The 20,347-nt window shown below is 64.9% G+C and carries 19 protein-coding genes; 18 read left to right on the top strand and 1 reads right to left on the bottom strand.

The window, feature by feature from the left end; translation table 11 throughout:
• Positions 1–77 precede the first annotated feature (77 nt).
• The 12 genes from K3F49_RS14205 to K3F49_RS14150 all read left to right on the top strand — a co-directional run bounded on the left by K3F49_RS14205 (position 78) and on the right by K3F49_RS14150 (position 11,892).
• Complete coding sequence (locus K3F49_RS14205; RefSeq protein ID WP_234681568.1) at positions 78–911, top strand: universal stress protein; 834 nt, start codon at positions 78–80, stop codon at positions 909–911.
• Positions 912–948: 37 nt separating this feature from the next.
• Positions 949–1,374: a CBS domain-containing protein gene (locus K3F49_RS14200; RefSeq protein WP_234681567.1), complete on the top strand. Its 426-nt coding sequence runs from the start codon at positions 949–951 to the stop codon at positions 1,372–1,374.
• Between the two features lie 306 nt (positions 1,375–1,680).
• Positions 1,681–3,330 carry a cytochrome-c oxidase, cbb3-type subunit I gene (ccoN, locus tag K3F49_RS14195; protein ID WP_234681566.1) on the top strand — a complete coding sequence of 550 codons (1,650 nt, stop codon included), beginning with the start codon at positions 1,681–1,683 and terminating at the stop codon, positions 3,328–3,330.
• A 10-nt stretch (positions 3,331–3,340) separates the two neighbouring features.
• Positions 3,341–4,075: a cytochrome-c oxidase, cbb3-type subunit II gene (gene ccoO / locus K3F49_RS14190; RefSeq protein WP_234681565.1), complete on the top strand. Its 735-nt coding sequence runs from the start codon at positions 3,341–3,343 to the stop codon at positions 4,073–4,075.
• Positions 4,076–4,088: 13 nt separating this feature from the next.
• Complete coding sequence (locus K3F49_RS14185) at positions 4,089–4,253, top strand: CcoQ/FixQ family Cbb3-type cytochrome c oxidase assembly chaperone (RefSeq protein ID WP_027528922.1); 165 nt, start codon at positions 4,089–4,091, stop codon at positions 4,251–4,253.
• Positions 4,254–4,259: 6 nt separating this feature from the next.
• Positions 4,260–5,135 (top strand): cytochrome-c oxidase, cbb3-type subunit III, encoded by an 876-nt coding sequence (gene ccoP / locus K3F49_RS14180; protein ID WP_234681564.1) that lies wholly within the window; start codon positions 4,260–4,262, stop codon positions 5,133–5,135.
• Positions 5,136–5,240: 105 nt separating this feature from the next.
• A complete protein-coding gene (gene ccoG, locus K3F49_RS14175; protein WP_234681563.1) occupies positions 5,241–6,707 on the top strand; it encodes a cytochrome c oxidase accessory protein CcoG in 1,467 nt (488 codons plus the stop codon).
• A 15-nt stretch (positions 6,708–6,722) separates the two neighbouring features.
• Entirely contained in the window at positions 6,723–7,208 is a 486-nt protein-coding gene (locus K3F49_RS14170; protein WP_234681562.1) for a FixH family protein, read from the top strand.
• Positions 7,209–7,217: 9 nt separating this feature from the next.
• Entirely contained in the window at positions 7,218–9,404 is a 2,187-nt protein-coding gene (locus K3F49_RS14165) for a cation-translocating P-type ATPase (protein ID WP_234681561.1), read from the top strand.
• Positions 9,404–9,574 (top strand): cbb3-type cytochrome oxidase assembly protein CcoS, encoded by a 171-nt coding sequence (gene ccoS / locus K3F49_RS14160; protein WP_234681560.1) that lies wholly within the window; start codon positions 9,404–9,406, stop codon positions 9,572–9,574. The genes K3F49_RS14165 and ccoS overlap by 1 nt, the downstream gene beginning before the upstream one ends.
• Positions 9,575–9,714: 140 nt before the next feature.
• On the top strand, positions 9,715–10,857 hold the full coding sequence (locus tag K3F49_RS14155) for a patatin-like phospholipase family protein (RefSeq protein ID WP_234681559.1): 1,143 nt from the start codon (positions 9,715–9,717) through the stop codon (positions 10,855–10,857).
• Positions 10,858–10,941: 84 nt separating this feature from the next.
• Positions 10,942–11,892 (top strand): oxygenase MpaB family protein, encoded by a 951-nt coding sequence (locus K3F49_RS14150; RefSeq protein WP_234681558.1) that lies wholly within the window; start codon positions 10,942–10,944, stop codon positions 11,890–11,892.
• Between the two features lie 135 nt (positions 11,893–12,027).
• On the opposite strand, the gene glgA is transcribed toward K3F49_RS14150, so the two are convergent.
• A complete protein-coding gene (gene glgA / locus K3F49_RS14145) occupies positions 12,028–13,443 on the bottom strand; it encodes a glycogen synthase GlgA (RefSeq protein WP_234681557.1) in 1,416 nt (471 codons plus the stop codon).
• Positions 13,444–13,626: 183 nt separating this feature from the next.
• Between glgA and K3F49_RS14140 the strand changes: the two genes are divergently transcribed.
• The 6 genes from K3F49_RS14140 (at position 13,627) to K3F49_RS14115 (ending at position 20,269) form a co-directional block, all read left to right on the top strand.
• Positions 13,627–14,823: a CaiB/BaiF CoA transferase family protein gene (locus K3F49_RS14140; protein WP_234681556.1), complete on the top strand. Its 1,197-nt coding sequence runs from the start codon at positions 13,627–13,629 to the stop codon at positions 14,821–14,823.
• A gap of 130 nt (positions 14,824–14,953) precedes the next feature.
• A complete protein-coding gene (locus K3F49_RS14135) occupies positions 14,954–16,498 on the top strand; it encodes an ABC transporter substrate-binding protein (RefSeq protein WP_234681555.1) in 1,545 nt (514 codons plus the stop codon).
• A gap of 7 nt (positions 16,499–16,505) precedes the next feature.
• Positions 16,506–17,456, top strand: a complete 951-nt coding sequence (locus K3F49_RS14130; protein ID WP_234681554.1) for an ABC transporter permease — start codon at positions 16,506–16,508, stop codon at positions 17,454–17,456.
• On the top strand, positions 17,443–18,312 hold the full coding sequence (locus tag K3F49_RS14125) for an ABC transporter permease (RefSeq protein WP_234681553.1): 870 nt from the start codon (positions 17,443–17,445) through the stop codon (positions 18,310–18,312). Before K3F49_RS14130 ends, K3F49_RS14125 begins: the two co-directional genes overlap by 14 nt.
• A complete protein-coding gene (locus K3F49_RS14120) occupies positions 18,309–19,301 on the top strand; it encodes an ABC transporter ATP-binding protein (protein WP_234681552.1) in 993 nt (330 codons plus the stop codon). Before K3F49_RS14125 ends, K3F49_RS14120 begins: the two co-directional genes overlap by 4 nt.
• A complete protein-coding gene (locus K3F49_RS14115; RefSeq protein ID WP_234681551.1) occupies positions 19,298–20,269 on the top strand; it encodes an ABC transporter ATP-binding protein in 972 nt (323 codons plus the stop codon). The genes K3F49_RS14120 and K3F49_RS14115 overlap by 4 nt, the downstream gene beginning before the upstream one ends.
• Positions 20,270–20,347: the final 78 nt, after the last annotated feature.

Raw genomic sequence — 20,347 nt, 5'->3', positions numbered from 1 at the left:
CGGTTTGATCTACCTCATCCTGCCTTGCCACGGCGAGGCTAGATTTCTCCCAATTCATTGCCGTTCGGAGAATCGCCATGACATATGCGACCGTGATGGTCAGCCTCGCGCTCGATCAACCCAACAATGCGCGCCTTCGGGTCGCCGGCGAACTCGCCGAACGCTTCGAGGCTGCACTCGTCGGAGTCGCCGCGGCAAAGTTCGCGCCGCCGCTTTTTTTCACCGATGGTGCCGAGGCCCAGCGCCTGATCGATCAGGAGGAGGATTCCGTCAAACGGTGCCTGGCCGATCTGGAGGCGGAATTCCGCGGCGCGGGCAGGAACCGCGGTGGGCGCCTTGAATGGCGCAGCGCCACGGATTTTCCCGCACGATATGTCCTGGAGCAGGCGCGTTGCGCCGACATCATCGTCAGCGGGGGGCAGAGTCCGGTCTTCTCCGATGCCTTTTCACTGGTAAGTCCCAGGGATCTGGTGATGCAGGCCGGCCGGCCGCTGCTGTTCGTGCCTGACGGGATCAACTGGCTCGACCTGCGTAGCGTGCTGGTGGCCTGGAAGGACACGCCCGAGGCGCGGCGGGCGGTGGCGGACGCGCTGCCGTTGCTGCGCAAGGCGAAGGACGTCGCCGTCGTCGAGATTCCGGAGGAGGGCGATGACCGCGCGGCGGTGATGGCACATGTCAGCGACATCGCGGCCTGGCTCGCCCGGCACGGCGTTACCGCTACAGCGCGTGTTCCGGAGGCCGCAGGCAGTGAGTCTGCCGCCGTGCAGTTGGAAAGGATCGCTGATGATGTCGGTGCCGGCCTGATCGTCGCCGGTGCCTACGGTCATTCCCGCTTCCGCGAGCTGATTCTCGGCGGCGTCACTCAATCTCTGGTCACGCAAGCCGCCCGCTGCGTGCTGCTGTCGCACTGACGGCCTCGAGCATAGAAACAAGCGATGAGGACGCGCCGTGTACAAATTCCTTGAGCAGACCGTCGACGGCTACATGACCCGGAACGTCAGGACGGTGCAGCGCGACCATGATGTGCTCGCGCTCAGCGAGATGTTCGAGCAGGACGACTTCAACTCCTATCCGGTCGAGGATGACGGGCAAATCGTCGGCATCGTCACGAAATTCGACATCCTGAAATGCTTTGCGTTCTCGCCGAGCCAGATGCTGCCGCGCTATCGCGACCTGATGAGCCGCAAGGTCGGCGACGTCATGACGCCGGAGTTCATCTATGTCAGCCCCGACACGCGGCTGACGCGCGTGCTCCAGATCATGGTCGAGCATCGGATCCGGAGCATCATCGTGCTCGATAGTGCGGAGAAGCTGGTCGGAATCGTCGCGCGCGAGGACGTCATCGCGGCGCTGAAGGCGACCGCGAGCGAGTGAGGCGGTGCCGTAGGGTGGGCAAATCAAAGCGAAGCGTGCCTACCATCTTTGGGATACGTAGAGAGATCGTGGGCACGGCGCGTTGCGCCTTTGCCCACCCTACGAATCTGAGCGGTAGAGTTGCAGCCTCCGTCATTGCGAGCGAATCGAAGCAATCCAGACTGTCGCTATGGAGAGATCCTGGATTGCTTCGTCGCGAGAGCGCCTCGCAATGACGTGCGGAAAGTCTCCCGGCTTGATTTCAATCAATTCCTCGCGAGGGTGAATGTGGTTTCTGGCGGCGTGTTCTTTCAGAGAGAATCCGCGATGCCCCAGCCCTCCATCTCCAAAACCATGACGACAGGCGAAAGCGGTCTGGCGCTCGTCTTCGCGGTCGCGGCCTTCCTGTGCCTGATTGCCTCGGCCAAGGCGCTCGACGCGCCCTTCGCCTTCCACACCGGGCTGAGCGCAGCCGCGAGCCTGGCCGCGGTGTTCTTCATCATCAACCGCTACTACGATCGCCCGGCGAGGCTGCCGCCCGCGGAGATCAACGGTCGTCCCAACTACAATATGGGCCCGATCAAGTTCACGGCCGCCATCGCGATGTTCTGGGGCATCGCAGGCTTCCTGGTCGGGCTCATCATCGCGTCGCAGCTGGCCTGGCCCGCGCTGAACTTCGATCTGCCCTGGATTCAATTCGGGCGCTTGCGGCCCCTGCACACCTCCGCGGTGATCTTCGCCTTCGGCGGCAACGTGCTGATCGGCACCTCCTTCTACGTCGTGCAGAAGTCCTGCCGCGCGCGGCTCGCCGGCGACCTCGCTCCCTGGTTCGTCGTGCTCGGCTACAATTATTTCATCCTCATCGCCGGCACCGGCTATCTGCTCGGCGTCACCCAGTCCAAGGAATATGCCGAGCCGGAATGGTATGCCGATCTCTGGCTGACCATCGTCTGGGTCACTTATCTGCTGGTCTTCCTCGGCACCATCATCAAGCGCAAGGAACCGCACATCTTCGTCGCGAACTGGTTCTATCTCGCCTTCATCGTGACGATCGCGGTTCTGCATCTCGGCAACAATCCCGCGCTGCCAGTGTCGTTCTTCGGCTCGAAATCCTACATCGCCTGGGGCGGCATCCAGGATGCCATGTTCCAATGGTGGTACGGCCACAACGCGGTCGGCTTCTTCCTCACCGCCGGCTTCCTCGCCATCATGTACTACTTCATTCCGAAGCGGGCGGAGCGGCCGATCTATTCCTACCGGCTCTCGATCATCCATTTCTGGGCACTGATCTTCCTCTACATCTGGGCCGGCCCGCACCATCTGCATTACACGGCGCTGCCGGACTGGACGCAGACGCTCGGCATGACCTTCTCGATCATGCTGTGGATGCCGTCCTGGGGCGGCATGATCAACGGCCTGATGACGCTGTCGGGCGCCTGGGACAAGCTGCGCACCGATCCTGTGCTGCGCATGCTCGTCGTCTCGGTCGCCTTCTACGGCATGTCGACCTTCGAAGGTCCGATGATGTCGATCAAGGTGGTCAATTCGCTTAGCCACTACACCGACTGGACCATCGGCCACGTGCATTCCGGCGCGCTCGGCTGGGTCGGCTTCGTCTCCTTCGGCGCGCTGTATTGCCTGGTGCCGTGGATCTGGAATCGCAAGGGCCTCTACAGCCTGAAGCTCGTCAACTGGCACTTCTGGATCGCGACCCTCGGCATCGTCCTCTACATCTCCGCGATGTGGGTGTCCGGAATCCTTCAGGGCTTGATGTGGCGTGCCTACACCTCGCTCGGCTTCCTCGAATATTCCTTCATCGAGTCCGTCGAGGCGATGCATCCCTTCTACGTCATCCGTGCTGCCGGCGGCGCGCTGTTCCTGATCGGCGCGCTGATCATGGCCTATAATCTCTGGATGACCGTTCGCGTCGGCGAGCAGGAAGTCCAGATGCCCGTCGCTCTTCAGCCGGCGGAGTGAGGAGCTTCCCATGTCGTTCTGGACACGCCACCAAATCTTCGAAAAGAACTCGATCATCCTGATCGTCGGCATTCTGCTGGTGATTGCGATCGGCGGCCTCGTCGAGATCACGCCGCTGTTCTACCTCAAGAGCACGATCGAGGTGGTCGACGGCGTGCGGCCCTACACGCCGCTGGAGCTGGCCGGGCGCAACATCTATGTCCGCGAGGGCTGCTATCTCTGCCATTCGCAGATGATCCGTCCCTTGCGCGACGAGGTCGAGCGCTACGGCCACTTCTCGCTCGCCGCCGAGAGCATGTTCGACCACCCATTCCAGTGGGGCTCGAAGCGCACCGGTCCCGATCTCGCCCGCGTCGGCGCAAAGTATTCCGACGACTGGCACGTCACCCATCTGACCAATCCGCGCGCGATCGTGCCGCAATCGGTGATGCCGGGTTATCCCTTCCTTAGCTCAATCGAAGTCGATCCGGACACGATCGCCGACCACATGCGCACGTTGCGGACGGTCGGCGTTCCCTACACCGACGACCAGATCGCCAACGCGGCTGCCGACATGAAGGCCCAGGCCGATCCGGACAATGCCGGTACCGACGCCTTCACCAAGCGCTACGCCAAGGCCGCCGTGCGTAACTTCGACGGCAAGAGCGGCACACCGACCGAGATGGACGCACTGATCGCGTACCTGCAGATGCTCGGAACGCTGGTCGACTTCAAGCTCTACAGCGAGAAAGCCAATCTTCGCTGAGAAGGCATCACCGATGAAAGCCATCCTGACACTCGACAATCTCGCGTCCGGCCTCGTGACCACGATCTGGACGCCAGTCTTCGTCGCGATCTTTCTCGCGATCATCGCCTACGCGTTCTGGCCCCGTAACAAGGCCGCGTTCGACGAGGCGGCCAGTCTGCCTTTGCGGGAGGAGTAAGACATCATGACCGATCATCATGGCGAATTCGATTCCGTCTCGGGCAGGTCCACGACCGGGCACGAGTGGGACGGTATCAAGGAGCTCAACACGCCACTGCCGCGCTGGTGGGTGATCTCCTTCTACCTCACCATCGTCTGGTCGATAGGCTACTGGATCGTCTATCCGGCCTGGCCGCTGATATCGAGCAATACGACCGGGCTGTTCGGCTATTCGACGCGCGCCAGCGTCGCGGTGGAGCTCGCCAATCTCGAGGCTGTCCGCGGTGAGAAGATGGCGGCGTTGGCGGCGGCGCCGCTCGCGGACATCGAGAGGGACCCGGCCTTGCTGGCGCTCGCCCGCGCCAAGGGCAAGACCGTGTTCGGCGACAATTGCGCGCCGTGCCACGGCTCCGGCGGCGCCGGCGCCAAGGGCTTTCCGAACCTGAACGACGACGACTGGCTGTGGGGCGGCACGCTCGACCAGATCATGCAGACCATCCAGTTCGGCGCACGCTCCGGCCACGCCAAGGCTCATGAAGGCCAGATGCTCGCGTTCGGCAAGGACGGCGTGCTGAAGGGCGACGAGATCGTCACGGTCGCCAACTACGTGCGCTCGCTGTCGGGCCTCCCGGCGCGGAAGGGTTTTGATGCTGCCAAGGGCGAGAAGATCTTTGCGGACAATTGCGTCGCCTGCCATGGCGACGGCGGCAAGGGCAACCAGGAACTCGGCGCGCCCAATTTGACCGACAAGATCTGGCTCTACGGTTCGGATGAGGCAACCCTGATCGAGACCATCGGCCAGGGCCGCGCCGGCGTCATGCCGGCCTGGGAAGGACGGCTTGATCCTTCCACCATCAAGGCGATGGCGGTCTACGTCCACTCACTGGGCGGTGGAAAATAATCGAGAAACGGGGGCGAACAAAAGCGCCTCCGTTTGAGCTGGATCAATCGACGCCGCGGCGTCGGGTCTAGGTTTAATCGCGCCACTTCGAGAAGTTCTAACGCGATGAACAAGACCGTGAACCCGAACGAGCTCACATCGGACGACGATGACGGACCGCTCTATGTGGCCCAGAAGAAGGTGTATCCCCAGAGCATCTCCGGCACATTCCGACGGATCAAATGGGGCCTGATGGCGTTCTGCCTCGGCGTCTATTACCTCCTGCCCTTCGTGCGCTGGAACCGCGGCCTCGGCGCCCCCAGCCAGGCGGTGCTGATCGATCTTCCCAACAGCCGCTTCTATTTCTTTTTCATCGAGCTGTGGCCGCAGGAGATCTATTACTTCACGGGTCTGCTGATCGTCGCCGCGGTGGCGCTGTTCCTGATGAACTCGGTCGGCGGCCGCATCTGGTGCGGCTATCTCTGCCCGCAGACGGTCTGGACCGATTTGTTCTACGCCGTCGAACGCTTCGTCGAAGGCGATCGCCGCGAGCGGATGCGCAGGGACAAGTCGGGCAGCGGGCTGACGCTCAAGCGCGTCTCCGAGATCGCCCTCAAGCATGCGATCTGGCTGATGATCGCCTGGTGGACCGGCGGCGCCTGGGTGCTCTATTTCAACGATGCGCCGACGCTAGTGAAGGAGCTTCTGACCTTCGAGGCGCCGATGATCGCCTATATCTGGATCGGCATCCTGACGGCGACGACCTATGTGCTTGCCGGCTTCATGCGCGAGCAGGTCTGCACCTATATGTGCCCGTGGCCACGCATCCAGGCCGCGCTCACCGACGAATGGGCGCTCAATGTCACCTACCGCTACGATCGCGGCGAGAAGCGCACTTCGGTGAAGAAGGCCGCGGAGCTGCGCGCGCTTGGGCAGCCAGTCGGCGACTGCGTCGACTGCTATCAATGCGTCGCGGTCTGCCCGACCGGCATCGACATCCGCAACGGGCCGCAGCTCGAGTGCATCCAGTGCGGGCTCTGCATCGACGCCTGCGACAACGTCATGACCAAGATCGGCCGGCCGAAGCGGTTGATCGGCTATGACAACGACATCAACATCCAGCGCCGCCGGGAAGGCAAGGCGCCGATCTATCGTATCGTCCGCGCCCGTACCGTCGCTTATGGCGCGATCATCGCGGCCGTCGGCGGCATCATGCTCTACGTGCTCGCGACCCGCAGCCTGCTCGACGTCAACGTGCTGCACGATCGCAATCCGGTCGCGGTCAAGCTGAGCGACGGCTCGATCCGCAACGCCTATACGGTGCGACTGCTCAACAAGAGCGGTTATGACCGCGTCGTCGCGATCGACGCGGAGGGTCCGGTCAATCTGACCACGCATGTCGTCGGCGTCGATTCCGTGACGCCTGATAGGCCGATGATCGTGATCCCGCGCGATTCGACCAGCGAGCTTCGCCTGCTCGTCACCGCGCCGGCCGAGAGCAACCCGGAGAAATCGATCCCCGTGCACTTCCACGTCACCGATATCGGGCTCGGCGAGGTCGCCAACACCACCGACAATTTCGTCGCGCCGTAACACCAGGAGATCGCCATGGCCACCAGGCCGCTGACCGGAACCAAAGTGTTCCTGATTCTGGTCGCTTTCTTTGGCGTCGTGATCGGTGTCAACGTCACCATGATGAAGCTCGCGATCGCGACTTTGCCCGGCACTGACGTCGACAGCCCCTATGCCGCGGGCCTCACTTACGACCGCGAGATCTCGGCGGCTCAGGACCAGGCCGCTCGCAAATGGAAGGTGAGTGCGCATATCGAGCGGCGCGCCGATGGCAATGCCGTGCTTCAGGTCGAGGCGCGCGATGCGGCGGGCCAGCCGGTGTCCGGATTGAAATTCGCAGGCCGCCTGGAGCGGCCGACCGACAAGCGCGCTGACCTCGCCGTCGAGCTCGCGGAGGCCGGCCTCGGCATCTATCGCGGCAATGCCGCGTCCGTCGCGCCGGGCCAGTGGGATCTCGTCATCGAAGGCGGTGCCAAGGGCGAGCGAGTGTTCCTGTCGCGCAACCGCGTGATCCTGAACTGAGGTTTCGTCATGCTGGTCACGCGCGATTTCTCGCACTATGTCCGCGCCGCGGGCGCAGGCTTCCAGCACATCGATCTCGCGGTCGAGGGCGTCCACTGCGCCGGCTGCATGGCCAAGATCGAACGCGGCCTGTCCGCTATTCCGGACGTCACGCTGGCGCGGGTGAACCTCACCGACCGCCGCGTCGCGCTGGAATGGAAAGAGGGCACGCTCGATCCTGCCAGCTTCATCGACCGGCTCGGGGAGCTCGGCTACAAGGCCTATCCTTACGAGACCGAGAGCGCGGAGGCGACCGAGGTCGCGGAATCGCGCTTCCTGCTGCGCTGCCTCGGCGTCGCCGCGTTCGCCACCATGAACGTGATGATGCTGTCGATCCCGGTGTGGTCGGGTAACGTCTCGGACATGCTGCCTGAGCAGCGCGATTTCTTCCACTGGCTGTCGGCGCTGATCGCGCTGCCGGCGGCGGCCTATGCCGGCCGGCCGTTCTTCCGCTCGGCCTGGCGCGCGTTGTCGAACAAGACCACCAACATGGACGTGCCGATCTCGATCGGCGTGTGCCTCGCGCTCGGCATGTCCGTGGTCGAGACCGTCAATCACGCCGAACACGCCTATTTCGACGCGGCGATCATGCTGCTGACTTTTTTGCTGGTCGGCCGCTTCCTCGACCAGAACATGCGGCGGCGGACCCGCGCGGTCGCGGGTAATCTCGCGGCGCTGAAAGCGGAGACCGCCGCCAAATTCGTCGGGCCCGATGAGATCTCGCAGGTACCGGTCGCCGCGATCCATCCCGGCGACATCGTGCTGCTGCGGCCCGGCGAGCGCTGCGCGGTCGACGGCACCGTGATCGAGGGGCGTTCCGAGATCGACCAGAGCCTGATCACCGGCGAGACGCTTTATGTCACAGCCGAGCAGGGCGCGCCGGTCTATGCGGGCTCGATGAATATCTCCGGCACGTTGCGGGTGCGGGTCTCGGCGGCGTCGGAGGCGACGCTGCTCGCCGAGATCACGCGGCTCCTGGACAACGCGCTGCAGGCCCGCTCACGCTACATGCGGCTCGCCGACCGCGCTGCGCGGCTCTATGCGCCGGTGGTGCATGCAACCGCGCTGATCACCATTCTGGGCTGGGTCATCGCGGGCGCGGGCTGGCATGATGCTGTTGTCACCGGCGTTGCCGTGCTGATCATCACTTGTCCCTGTGCGCTCGGGCTTGCGATTCCGACCGTGCAGACGGTGGCTTCGGGCGCGATGTTCAGGTCCGGCGTGCTGCTCAATTCCGGCCATGCCATCGAGCGTCTGGCCGAGGCCGACCACGTCATCTTCGACAAGACCGGCACGCTGACGCTGCCCGATCTCGACGTGACCAATGCGGCCGATATCCCCGCCGATATTTTCGAACTCGCCGGCCGCCTCGCGCTGTCGAGCCATCATCCCGTCGCCGCCGCGGTTGCGCAGGCCGCGGGCACGAGGTCGCCGATTGTCGGTGCGGTCGAAGAAGCCGGGCAGGGCGTGCGTGCCGTGGTCGACGGCGTCCAGATCCGGCTCGGCCGGCCGTCCTTCTGCGGCGCCGAGGCATTGGCGGTCGCCGGTCTCGATCCCGAGGCCTCCGTCGTGGCGTTCAGCAAGGGAGCCGAAAAGTTCATCCTCTCGGTGCGGCAGGGCCTGCGTCCGGATGCGCAGGCGGTGATTGCGGCGCTGAAGGATCGCCACATCGGCATCGAGATCCTGTCCGGCGACCGCGAGCCTGCGGTGATCGCTGCAGCCCATGCGCTCGGCATTGCCGAGTGGCGCGCCGGCGTGACCCCGGCCGACAAGATCGCGCGGATCGAGGAGCTGAAGGGGCGCGGTGCAAAGGTGCTGATGGTCGGCGACGGCATGAACGATGCGCCGTCGCTGGCGGCGGCCCACGTCTCGATGTCGCCGATCTCGGCCGCGCATCTCAGCCAGGCCACTGCCGATCTCGTCTTCCTCGGCCGGCCGCTGGCCCCGGTCGTGGCGGCGATCGATTCCGCGCGCAAGGCGCTGCACCTGATGCGGCAAAATCTCTGGCTCGCGATCGGTTACAACGTGCTGGCCGTACCGGTCGCAATCAGCGGCGTGGTGACGCCTCTGATTGCGGCGGCCGCCATGAGCGGATCCTCGATCCTGGTGATGCTGAACTCGCTGCGGGCCCGCAGCCGCGCGCGGGAGGTCGTGTGATGGAGATCCTGGTCTTCCTGGTGCCGCTGGCGCTGATGCTCGGGCTCGCCGGCCTCGCCGCCTTCCTGTGGTCGCTCCGCAGCGGCCAGTACGACGATCTCGACGGCGCGGCATGGCGCGCCATCGCCGACGACGAGCCGCCGCCGCAGGACGCGCCAGCAAAGCGTTAACGCTCCGCCGGTTCCGCCGTCATCCGTACCCCCATCCGGACGATGGTCGCTGGACGGCCGACGGTCGCCGGGCGTAACAATGCCGCAGGATTTTGCGAAGAAGAGTCAGGCTGGCTCTCTGGAGCAGGAGTGCGACGAGCATGCAGGGTAGTACCGGGGCGTGCAGGCCCAACGACCTGCCGGGACAAATCGTGCTGGTGCTGCAAGGCGGCGGTGCGCTCGGCTCCTATCAGGCGGGCGTCTACCAGGCGCTGCACGAGGCTGGCATCGAGCCGGACTGGGTCATCGGCACCTCGATCGGCGCGATCAATGCAAGCCTGATCGCAGGCAACGCGCCGGAGAGCCGGCTCGCGCGCCTGAAGGAATTCTGGAAGCGGATGGAGCAGAAGCCGGTCTGGCCCCTGCCGACCGGCATTCCCGGCTTTGACGACAAGCTTGCCTATTGGTCGACCGTCACGGGCGGCATTCCCGGCTTCTTCCAGCCCAATTCACTGGCGCATGCCGGCGAGTCCTATCCGCTCGGCGCCGATCGCGCCGGCTATTATTCGACCGCGCCGCTGGAGACCACGCTGCGCGACCTCGTCGATTTCGACCTCGCCAACAGCGGCGCACCGCGTCTCACGGTTGGTGCGGCCCATGTCGGCACCAGCCAGATGCGCTATTTCGACAGCCGCGATGGTGAGCTGACGGTGAAGCACGTCATGGCCTCGGGTGCGCTGCCGCCGGCCTTCCCGGCGGTGCGTATCGACGGCGAGCTCTATTGGGACGGGGGCATTCTCTCGAACTCGCCGACGGAGGCCGTGTTCGACGACAATCCGCGCCGGAACTCGCTGATCTTCTCCGTGCATCTGTGGAATCCCGTCGGCGCCGAGCCGACGACGATGGGCGAGGTGCTGACCCGGCACAAGGATGTGCAATATTCCAGCAGGATCGCGAGCCAGATCGAGCGCCAGCAGCAGGCCCATCGGTTGCGCCACGTCATCAACGAGCTTGCGGCACGGTTGCCCGAAAGCGCGCGCGATGATCCCGCGGTGAGGGATCTGATCGGCTATGGCTGCTCGACGCGCATGCACGTGGTGCGGTTGCTGGCACCGCAGCTCGATCGCGAGACCCATACCAAGGACATCGATTTCAGCCCGTCCGGCATCGTGCAGCGCTGGGACGCCGGTTACGCGCATACAAGGTCGGTGCTGGCGCGCGCGCCGTGGATCGGCGAATTCGATCCGCTGTCGGGCGTGGTGCTGCACGAGCATATCGACGAGATGCCGCTGGCTGCGGAATAGCCCCACAGGGCGCCGCTCGCTTCATGGAATTGCCACAGGCCTTGTGGATCGTCGGCTGTCGTCCGCAAGCGAAAGGCGCTGCAAGTGGTGACCGGGAACCATCTGGAGTTGGCTCTCGATCAGGTCCGTGCCCATGCGGCGGGACCGGTGCCCGGCGTGTTCGGCCCTGACACGGTGACCTGGCGGATCGACCGGGAGGCCGTCATCTTTCTTGGTGCCGGCCGTGCGCTGCTGCTTCAACTCGCGCATCCCTGGGTCGCGGCAGCCATCGCCGAGCATTCCAAAACCCTGGCCGATCCGATCGGGCGTTTTCATCGCACCTTCGACATCGTCTTCGCCATGGTGTTCGGCTCGCTCGACCGGGCCTTGCTGTCGTCGCGGCAACTGCACCGGCGCCATTCCATGATCGTCGGCGAGATGCCGGAGACCGTCGGTCCCTTCGCGGCCGGCTCGCGCTACTGCGCCAACGACATCCCGTCGCTGCGCTGGGTTCACGCCACGCTGGCCGAGACCGCGTTGATGGCGCACGATCTGGTCCTGCCACCGCTCGCGGCGGACGAGCGCGAGCGTTACTGGACCGAGAGCCGGACGTTTGGCGCGCTGTTCGGACTGACGGGCGATGATCTGCCGGCGGACTGGGCGGGCTTTGTAGCCTACACCGATGCGATGGCGCAGTCGGACACGCTGACCGTCAGCCCGGCCGCCCGCGAGATCGCCGCGCAGATCTTTGGCGGCGCGCGTCCGTGGCTGCGGCCGCCGCGATGGTATCGCGCGCTGACGGCGAGCCTGCTGCCGGAACGCCTGCGCGCGGGCTTTGGGTTTGAGCTTGATGAGCGCGACAAGAGAGCCGCCGACAATGCGCTGAGATGGATCAGGCGCGTCTATCCGAGATTGCCGGATCGCCTGCGCTACGTCGGCCCCTATCAGGAAGCGCAGGCGCGGCTCCGTGGCGAGCTGCAGCCCGACTGGATGACCCGCTGCCTCAACCGCGCCTGGATCGGCCGGCCGCAGATGGATGCGCGTGGGAAGGGGTGAGAGTCAGGTGGTTGCCACAAACGCCGTCATTGCGAGGAGCACTTGCGACGAAGCAATCCAGACTGCCACCGCGGAGATAGTCTGGATTGCTTTGCTCCGCTCGCAATGACGGAGTACGCGGGAGCGCCTCGGCCCTCACACCGCCGCCAGCTTCCGATACAGCGCGCTGTAGATTCCAGCCGAGATGCTCCAGGAGAACGACCGCCCCATCGCGCTGCGGCGCATGGTGTCGAGCTGGTCCTGGGCCATGAACGCGGAGAAGGCACGGCGGACGCCGCCCAATAAAGACTCGTGCGAGGGCCTCGAGAACAGGAAGCCGGTCTCGCCGTCGGTGATGGTTTCGGCAAGGCCGCCGGTCTGGTGGCCGATCGGCAGTGAGCCGAAGCGCTGGGCGTACATCTGGCTCAAGCCGCACGGCTCGAACCGCGACGGCATCAATGTGAAATCGCTGCCGGCAAAAATGCGCCTGGCCTGGGCTTCGTTGAAGCCGATGGTGACGCCGATGGCGTCGGGCCGGCGGCGATGCGCGTCGATCAGCGCCTGCTCGAGCGCGGGCTCGCCGGAGCCGGTGACAACGATCTGCCCGCCGGCGTCGACGATCTCGTCGGCGGCCGACAGCACGAGGTCGATGCCCTTTTGGTGCACGAGGCGGGCGACGATCGCGAACATCGGCCCGCGCGAGACTGCGAGGCCAAACTGCTTGCGCACGTAATCCGCATTGGCCTTCTTGCCGACCCAGTCGCCGGCGCCGAATTGTTGCGCGAGCTGGGCGCAGGAGCGCGGGTCCCAGCTCTCGTCGATGCCGTTGAGGATGCCGGTGAGCTCGGACGCTTCGGAGCGGACGCGCAGCAGGCCCTCCATGCCGCAGCCGAATTCCTCCGTCGTGATCTCGCGCGCATAGGTGCCGCTGACGGTGGTGAGGTGCGAGGCATAGACGAGGCCGGCCTTGAGGAAGGAGAGCTGGTCGTAGAACTCGACGCCGTCGATGTGGAAGGAGCTTTCGGGGACGCCGATCCGCCGTAGCGAGTCCTTCGGGAAGAGACCCTGATAGGCGAGGTTGTGGATGGTCAGGATCGACGGCAGCTTGGCGCCGCGCCAGGCGAGGTAGGCCGGCACGAGCGAAGCCTGCCAGTCATTGGCATGGACCAGGTCTGCTGCCCAATTCTTGTCCAGCTTGCCCATGGCAAGCTCAGCCGCAGCCGAGGCAAAACGTGCGAAGCGGATATCGTTGTCCGGCCAGTCGCGCCCGGACTCGTCGCCATAGGGATTGCCGGGCCGGTCGTAGAGTTGGGAGCACAACAGCACATAGACGGGCAGGCCGTCTTTGGTGGCGGCCCGGCCGAGCGAGCAGGCCGGCATCTCCGCGAACGCCGGGCAGCGGCCAACAATCTGAATATGCGTGAGTTGCTCGATGATGTCGCGATAGCCGGGCAGCATGATCCGGATATCGGCGAAGGGGCGGAGCGCTCGGGGGAGGGCAGCGGAAACGGCACCAAGTCCGCCGACGCGGACGAAGTCGTCCATCTCCGTGGTGACGAATAAGACCCTCAAGAACGATTGCCCTCTTCCGATCCCGATTGCTGCTATGCAAGATCGGGTCCAGTTGCCCCTGGAAAACTCAAGCCACCCACGAGACGCGTTCGTTCGGTAAAGACTTTCCTACTCGGCTGCCGCCCACTACGGTCGACGCACCAACAAGAGGGAACAATGATAGTTCCTAAGGGGCGGCCGGGAATGCAGCTATCAGATAAGCACGAAGACACGACGACAAAGGCCTTCGCGGGCCTCAGGGTCCTGGATTTTTCGACCACGATTGCCGGCCCCCATTGCGCGCGGATGCTGGCAGATATGGGCGCCGAGGTCATCAAGATCGAGACCGACGGCGGCGAGACGATGCGGACGCGGCCGCCGTTGCGCAAAGGCTGCAGCACCGTGTTCGGCCAGCTCAATGTCGGCAAGAAGAGCGTCGTGCTCGACCTCAAGTCGGAGGACGGCAGGGAGGCGGTCCGCCGGCTGGTCGCCACATCGGACATCCTGGTCGAGAATTTTCGTCCCGGCGTGATGCGCCGGCTGCGGCTCGACTATGGCAGCCTCCGCCCGGTCAATCCCAGGCTGATCTATTGCTCGATCTCGGGCTATGGCCAGACCGGTCCCTCCGCCGAGCTGCCGGCCTACGCGCCGGTGATCCATGCCGCCTCCGGCTACGACATGGCGCATCTCGCCTACCAGCCCGGCCGCAACCGTCCGGACTATTGTGGCATCTACCATGCCGATGTCGTCACCGGCACATATGGTTTCGGCGCGATCGCGTCCGCGCTCTATCAGCGCACCGTGACCGGGCTCGGCCAGCACATCGACGTCTCCATGCTGGAATCGATGCTGACCTTGACGGTGATCGAGCTGCAGAGCTCGCAATTCGCGGTGAAGCCGCCGCCGCGCCCGATGTTCGGACCGACCGAGACTGCTGACGGCTATGTCATGATCACGGTCGCCAGCGAGAAGACGTTTCAGGCCTTGATGGGCGTGATTGGCCGGCCCGAATGGATCCCCGACTCGCGCTTCGCCTCCTACGCTCCGCGGCGCGAAAACTGGGCCGACATGATGGACGGCGTCGAGGCTTGGTCTAAGCGTCTCACGACCGCCGCATGCCTTGTGGATTTAAGCGCTGCCGGCGTGCCGGCCTCGGCCTATCGCACCATCAAGGAAGCTCTGGCCGACCCGCAGCTGGCGCACCGGCAGGCGCTCTCGTCAGTGGAGGATGGAGGCGGCTCGTTTAGGGTGATCAATCTGCCGTTCCGGATGACGGGCGCCGACACCACGCCGGGCGAGACCGTGGCCGTGCTCGGCGAGCATACGCGCGAGCTGCGTGAGGAAATCGGCCTCGGCGATGCGGCGCCAATTCCGTCAGGCAAAACAGAATCGATGAACTGAGTGCGTCACGCCGCGCGCATGCGGCATAGAACCCCGTGTGTTCCTCTTGCCGTGGCGAGCATTTGTCGCCAAGCTCGCCTCCAAGTCATTCAGCGATCCGAAACATCGGACGAGGATCCCGGGAGGAACCATGACGAACATTGCTGCCGCGGCGCGCAAGCGCGCGCCGATTTTCCTTGTTGCGGCATTTGCGCTCCTTCCGTTGGCGAATCCGGCGCAGGCGCAGAAGCCGGGCGGCAGCATCACCGTCGGCTTGGAGCTCGATGTTCCCGGTTTCGATCCGCTGAAGGTTGGCGTCTACGACGCGGCCGTGCTCACCCCGGCGGCCGCCATCTTCGACACGCTGACCTATCTCGACGACAAGGGCGAGGCGCAGCCCAAGCTTGCGCTGTCGTGGACGCATTCGGACGACTTCAAGACCTGGACGTTCAAACTGCGCCCCGGCGTCAAGTTCCACGATGGGACGCCGTTCAACGCCGAGGCCTACAAGGCCAATTTCGACCGGCAGAAGGATCCCGCCAACAAGTGCCGGTGCGCATTCTACATCGCTGCCGTCAATAACGTTCAGGCGCCCGACGAGCTGACCGTCGTCTACAATCTCAACGATCCCTCGGTGAATTATCCGACGCTAGTGTCCTATCCCAACCAGAACGCCGCAGTGCACTCGCCGACCGCCTGGAAGACTAGAGGTGACGACTACAACCGCAATCCTGTCGGTACCGGACCCTATGTTCTGAAGTCATGGACCGCCGGCGACCGCATGGTCCTGGAGAAGAACCCTGATTATTGGGACAAGGACAAGGTCTATCTCGATCGCATCATTCTGAAGCCGCTGCCCGACGCGCAGTCGCGCTTCGCCAGCCTGCAGTCGGGCGAAGCCGACATCGTCTGGGACGACGAGTATGATGCCGACAACATTCAGAAGGCGCAAAAGGATCCGAAGCTGACCGTGCACAGCTACACGGGCTCGGGCACTCAGCCCTACGCTTTCAACACCAAGACCCCGCCGTTCGACGACGTCCGCGTACGGCAGGCGCTGGTCATGGCGATCGACCGCAAGAAGATGTCGCAAGCGATCACCAACGGGCTCGCCAAGCCCGCGAGCAACCCGTACGGTGACGGCTCATGGGTCAAGTGCAAGGACGACGGCGCGCTGCCGTTCGATGTGGCGAAGGCCAAGGCGCTGATTCAGGCGTATGGCAAGCCGGTCGAGTTCAAGACGGTGGTCACGGCGACGCCGCGTGGCCGCATCGTTGGCCAGGTGTTGCAGCAATTCTGGAAGAATGTCGGCGCTAGCATGGAGCTCGATCAGGTCGATCAGGCGACGATTCCGCCGCGCGCCTTCATGCGGCAATTCCAGCTCATCCCATGGCGGATCGTCGACCTCGCCGATCCTGACCCGCAGATGTTCGCCAACTTCCACACCGGCAGCCCGGTCGCGCTGGCCAATTACTCGAACCCGGAGCTGGACAAGCTTCTGGAGCACGCGCGTGTGACCGCCGAGGTCGACAAGCGCATCGAGGATTATTGTGCGGCCACGCGCCTGATCAACAAGGAAGCGATCTGGTTCTGGACTTTTCAGAACACGTATTACGCAATCTCCAGCGCGAACCTCAAAGGGCTGCCGAAGATGTATAGTGGGATGATCGACGTGTCCCGCGTCTGGAAGGAATAGCCTGCGCATGGTCGCCTTCGTTGCGCGCCGCTTCCTGTACGTTGTGCCGGTCCTGCTCGCCGTCTCGTTGCTGACCTTCCTGATCGCTTCGCTGCTGCCGGGCGATCTTGCCTATGTCATTCTCGGCGATCAGGCGACGCCAGAGAAAGTTGCCGCGCTTCGCCACGACATGGGGCTGGATCAGCCAATCTGGTGGCGATATCTGAGCTGGCTCGGCCACGTCCTGCAGGGCGATCTCGGCCGCTCGTTCCGCACCGGGCAGACCGTGCTGCAGGCGGTCTCCGAGCGCATCCCGGTCTCGCTCGAGCTGATGCTGATGGCCGAGTTCATCGGGCTCCTGATCGGCATTCCCCTCGCGATCGCCTGCGCCGCGCGCGCCGGCGGTGCGTTCGATCGCTTCATGACCGGCGGCGCTTTTGCGATGCTGTCGATGCCGTCCTTTCTGCTGGCGATCCTGCTGATCTATCTGTTCGCGGTCGAACTGCGCTGGCTGCCGGCGACCGGCTATGTGCCGTTTACCGAGGAGCCGTTGGCCAATTTGCGCTTCTTCGTGCTGCCGGCGCTGACGCTGGCACTGGCGGAATGGCCGGGCATCATGCGGGTGCTGCGCTCCGACATGATCGCGACCTTGCAGGAAGACTACATCGCACTCGCCAAGGCCAAAGGCCTGAAGCCTTCGCGTATCCTGTTCGTGCATGCGCTGAAACCGTCGTCGCTGACGCTGGTGACGGTGACCGGCATCAATATCGGCCGCCTGCTCGGCGGCACGTTGATCGTGGAATCGATCTTCGCTCTGCCCGGCATCGGCCGGCTGCTGGTCGGCGCGATCTACACCCGCGACCTCGTCATCCTCCAGGGCGTGGTGCTGCTGGTCGCCTGCGGCTTCGTCATCGTCAACTTCATCGTCGACATGCTCTACGCTGTGCTCGATCCGAGGATCCGCCATGGCCACGCTTGAGCTTTCGATCCAGCACGAGGTAGCTGCACCGGTCCGGCGCAAGCGCAAGCTCGGACTGCTGTTCTGGATCGCGAGCCTCTGGCTCGCAATCATTCTTGCGCTAGCGATCCTCGCGCCGGTTCTGCCGCTGCAGAATCCGACCGACATGGATATGCTGGAGCGCCGTGCCGCCTTTTCGAGCGAGCACTGGCTCGGCACCGACGGCCTCGGCCGCGACGAGTTTGCCCGGTTGATTTTTGGCGCGCGCGTGTCGCTGACCGTGGGGCTGATCGCCCCAATGATCGGGCTTGGTATCGGCGGCGCGCTGGGCCTGCTCGCCGGCTATTTCCGCGGCCGGTTCGAGACGCTGGTGGTCGGCAGCATGGATGTGCTGCTGGCCTTTCCGCCGCTGGTTTTCGCGCTTGCCGTGACCGCCTATCTCGGCCAGTCCATTCCCAATCTGACCATCATCCTCGGCGTGCTCGGCATTCCCGCCTTCATGCGCGTGGCGCGCGCGGCGACGCTGACATTGGCCCGACGTGAATTCGTGATCGCGGCGGAGGCGCTGGGCGCGAGCCACGCTCGCATCCTGTTGCGCGAGCTGCTACCGAACGTGATCCTGCCGCTGCTCGCCTTCTTCCTGCTCGGCGTCGCCGTCACCATCGTGGTCGAGGGCGCGCTGTCTTTCCTCGGGCTCGGCGTGCCGCCGCCGATGGCGAGCTGGGGCAGCATGATCGGCGAGGGCCGCGACAGCCTCGACGTCGCGCCGCGGTTGGCCTTCCTGCCGGCGGCTGGATTGTTCCTGACCGTGCTGGCGTTCAACCTCGTCGGCGACACCATGCGGGCGCTGACCGACCCGCGTCAGGGGGCGTTGTGAGCGCGCCGCTTTTGACCATCGCGGACGTTGCGGTCGAGCTGCCGACCCCGCGCGGAAACTTGCGTGCCGTCGATCATGTCGATCTGTCGCTGGAGGCGGGGCGTACGCTCGGCATCGTCGGTGAATCCGGCTGCGGCAAGACCATGCTGTCGCGGGCGATCCTCCAGCTGCTGCCGAAGAAGGCGAAGCTCTCCGGGCGCGTCATGTTCGACGGCCAGGATCTGGTGCGGCTCGCGCCTGAAAGCCTGCGACGCCTGCGCGCGCGCGACCTTGCGGTGGTGTTCCAGGACCCGATGACCTCGCTCAATCCGGTGCTGACCATCGGCACCCAGTTGATGGAAACGATCCAGGAGCACCTCGAGCTCGATGCGCCGGCCGCGCGAAAACGCAGCATCGAGTTGCTCGCGGCCGTCGGCATTCCCGCGCCGGAGCAGCGGCTCGCGCAATATCCGCATCAATGTTCCGGCGGCATGCGCCAGCGCATCGCGATTGCGATCGCGCTATCCTGCGAGCCGAAACTCCTGATCGCGGACGAGCCGACCACGGCGCTCGACGTCACCATCCAGGCGCAGATCCTCGACCTGCTGGCGCGCGAGCAACGCCGCCGCCACATGGCGATGATCATCATCACCCACGATCTCGGCGTGGTTGCCGGCCGCGCCGACGAGGTCGCGGTGATGTATGCGGGCAGGGTGGTGGAACGCGCGCCGACGCAGGCGCTCTTCAAACGCATGCACATGCCCTACACCGAGGCGCTGCTGGCGGCGATCCCGAAGCTGGAGACTGCGCCGCACACGCCGCTGCCCGCCATCTCCGGCCGTCCGCCCGATCCGACGCGACCGCTCAAGGGCTGCTCCTTTGCGCAGCGCTGCCGCTACGCTGCCGGGCGCTGTCACGAAGCCAAGCCCGAATTGAAGAGCGCCGAGATGCCCGGCCATCTCTATGCCTGCTTCCACCCGATCCAGATGGCGGAAGGGATTGGCGCATGATGCAGCTTGCCGTACAGAATGAGCCGCTGCTGAATGTCGACAATCTCGTCGTCGAGTACGGTCTCGGCAACAAGACGGTGCACGCGGTCTCCGGCGTCAGCCTTCACGTCGCGCGCGGCGAGACGCTGGGGCTGGTCGGCGAATCCGGCTGCGGCAAGTCGACGCTGGGCCGTGCAGTGCTGCAATTGCGCCGGGCCAAATCCGGCCGCGTGCTGTTCGACGGCGAGGACCTCTCCGCGATGGAAGGCGAGGCGCTGCGAAAAATGCGCCGCCGCGTGCAGCTGATCTTCCAGGACCCGATTGCCTCGCTCAATCCGCGGCGGCGCATTGGCGACATCGTCGCCGAGCCGTTGATCATCGCCGGCGTCAAGGATGCTGCCGAGCGCAAGCGGCGTGTTCACGACGTGCTCTCTGCGGTCGGGCTCGATCCCGATCTCGTGGCGGGCCGGCTGCCGCACGAATTCTCCGGCGGCCAGTGCCAGCGCATCTGCATCGCGCGATCGCTCGTGCTCAACCCCGAGTTCATCGTCTGCGACGAGCCGGTGTCGGCGCTCGACGTCTCCATCCGCGCGCAGATCCTCAATCTGCTGGAGGAGATGAAGGCGCGGTTCGGCCTGACGCTGCTGTTCATCGCGCACGACCTCGCCGTGGTCAAAGCGGTCAGCGACCGCGTCGCGGTGATGTATCTCGGCCGGCTCTGCGAGGTCGGCCGGTCCGAGCAGTTGTTCGCAAAGCCTGCGCACCCCTATACCGGGCTGCTGCTGGAGGCGATCCCGGTGCCTGATCCGGACGTGCGTCCCGCCGAGAGCGTGGCGATCGGCGAGCCGCCATCGCCGATTGCGCCGCCGTCCGGTTGCCGCTTCCGCACCCGCTGCCCACGGGCGGACCAGCGATGCAGCGCGGAGATACCGGAGTTGCGCGAGGTCGCGCCAGGCCAGTTCGCGGCTTGCCACCATCCGCTCGCCTGAACTAAGACGGCTGTGCGGGTTTGTCTCGCCCCGCCGCTCGTGGCATGGTGGCGCGACGAGAAGACGTACGCCGGGAGG

It is taken from the genome of Bradyrhizobium monzae, from assembly GCF_021458635.1.
Classification (GTDB): domain Bacteria; phylum Pseudomonadota; class Alphaproteobacteria; order Rhizobiales; family Xanthobacteraceae; genus Bradyrhizobium.
This window is presented reverse-complemented; position numbering and strand designations above follow the sequence as displayed.

Coding starts and splice junctions, on each gene's coding strand:
- K3F49_RS14205 (WP_234681568.1), top strand. CDS start 78: ATGACATATGCGACCGTGATGGTCAGCCTCGCGCTCGATCAACCCAAC.
- ccoN (WP_234681566.1), top strand. CDS start 1,681: ATGCCCCAGCCCTCCATCTCCAAAACCATGACGACAGGCGAAAGCGGT.
- ccoO (WP_234681565.1), top strand. CDS start 3,341: ATGTCGTTCTGGACACGCCACCAAATCTTCGAAAAGAACTCGATCATC.
- K3F49_RS14185 (WP_027528922.1), top strand. CDS start 4,089: ATGAAAGCCATCCTGACACTCGACAATCTCGCGTCCGGCCTCGTGACC.
- ccoP (WP_234681564.1), top strand. CDS start 4,260: ATGACCGATCATCATGGCGAATTCGATTCCGTCTCGGGCAGGTCCACG.
- ccoG (WP_234681563.1), top strand. CDS start 5,241: ATGAACAAGACCGTGAACCCGAACGAGCTCACATCGGACGACGATGAC.
- K3F49_RS14170 (WP_234681562.1), top strand. CDS start 6,723: ATGGCCACCAGGCCGCTGACCGGAACCAAAGTGTTCCTGATTCTGGTC.
- K3F49_RS14165 (WP_234681561.1), top strand. CDS start 7,218: ATGCTGGTCACGCGCGATTTCTCGCACTATGTCCGCGCCGCGGGCGCA.
- ccoS (WP_234681560.1), top strand. CDS start 9,404: ATGGAGATCCTGGTCTTCCTGGTGCCGCTGGCGCTGATGCTCGGGCTC.
- K3F49_RS14155 (WP_234681559.1), top strand. CDS start 9,715: ATGCAGGGTAGTACCGGGGCGTGCAGGCCCAACGACCTGCCGGGACAA.
- K3F49_RS14140 (WP_234681556.1), top strand. CDS start 13,627: ATGCAGCTATCAGATAAGCACGAAGACACGACGACAAAGGCCTTCGCG.
- K3F49_RS14135 (WP_234681555.1), top strand. CDS start 14,954: ATGACGAACATTGCTGCCGCGGCGCGCAAGCGCGCGCCGATTTTCCTT.
- K3F49_RS14130 (WP_234681554.1), top strand. CDS start 16,506: ATGGTCGCCTTCGTTGCGCGCCGCTTCCTGTACGTTGTGCCGGTCCTG.
- K3F49_RS14125 (WP_234681553.1), top strand. CDS start 17,443: ATGGCCACGCTTGAGCTTTCGATCCAGCACGAGGTAGCTGCACCGGTC.
- K3F49_RS14115 (WP_234681551.1), top strand. CDS start 19,298: ATGATGCAGCTTGCCGTACAGAATGAGCCGCTGCTGAATGTCGACAAT.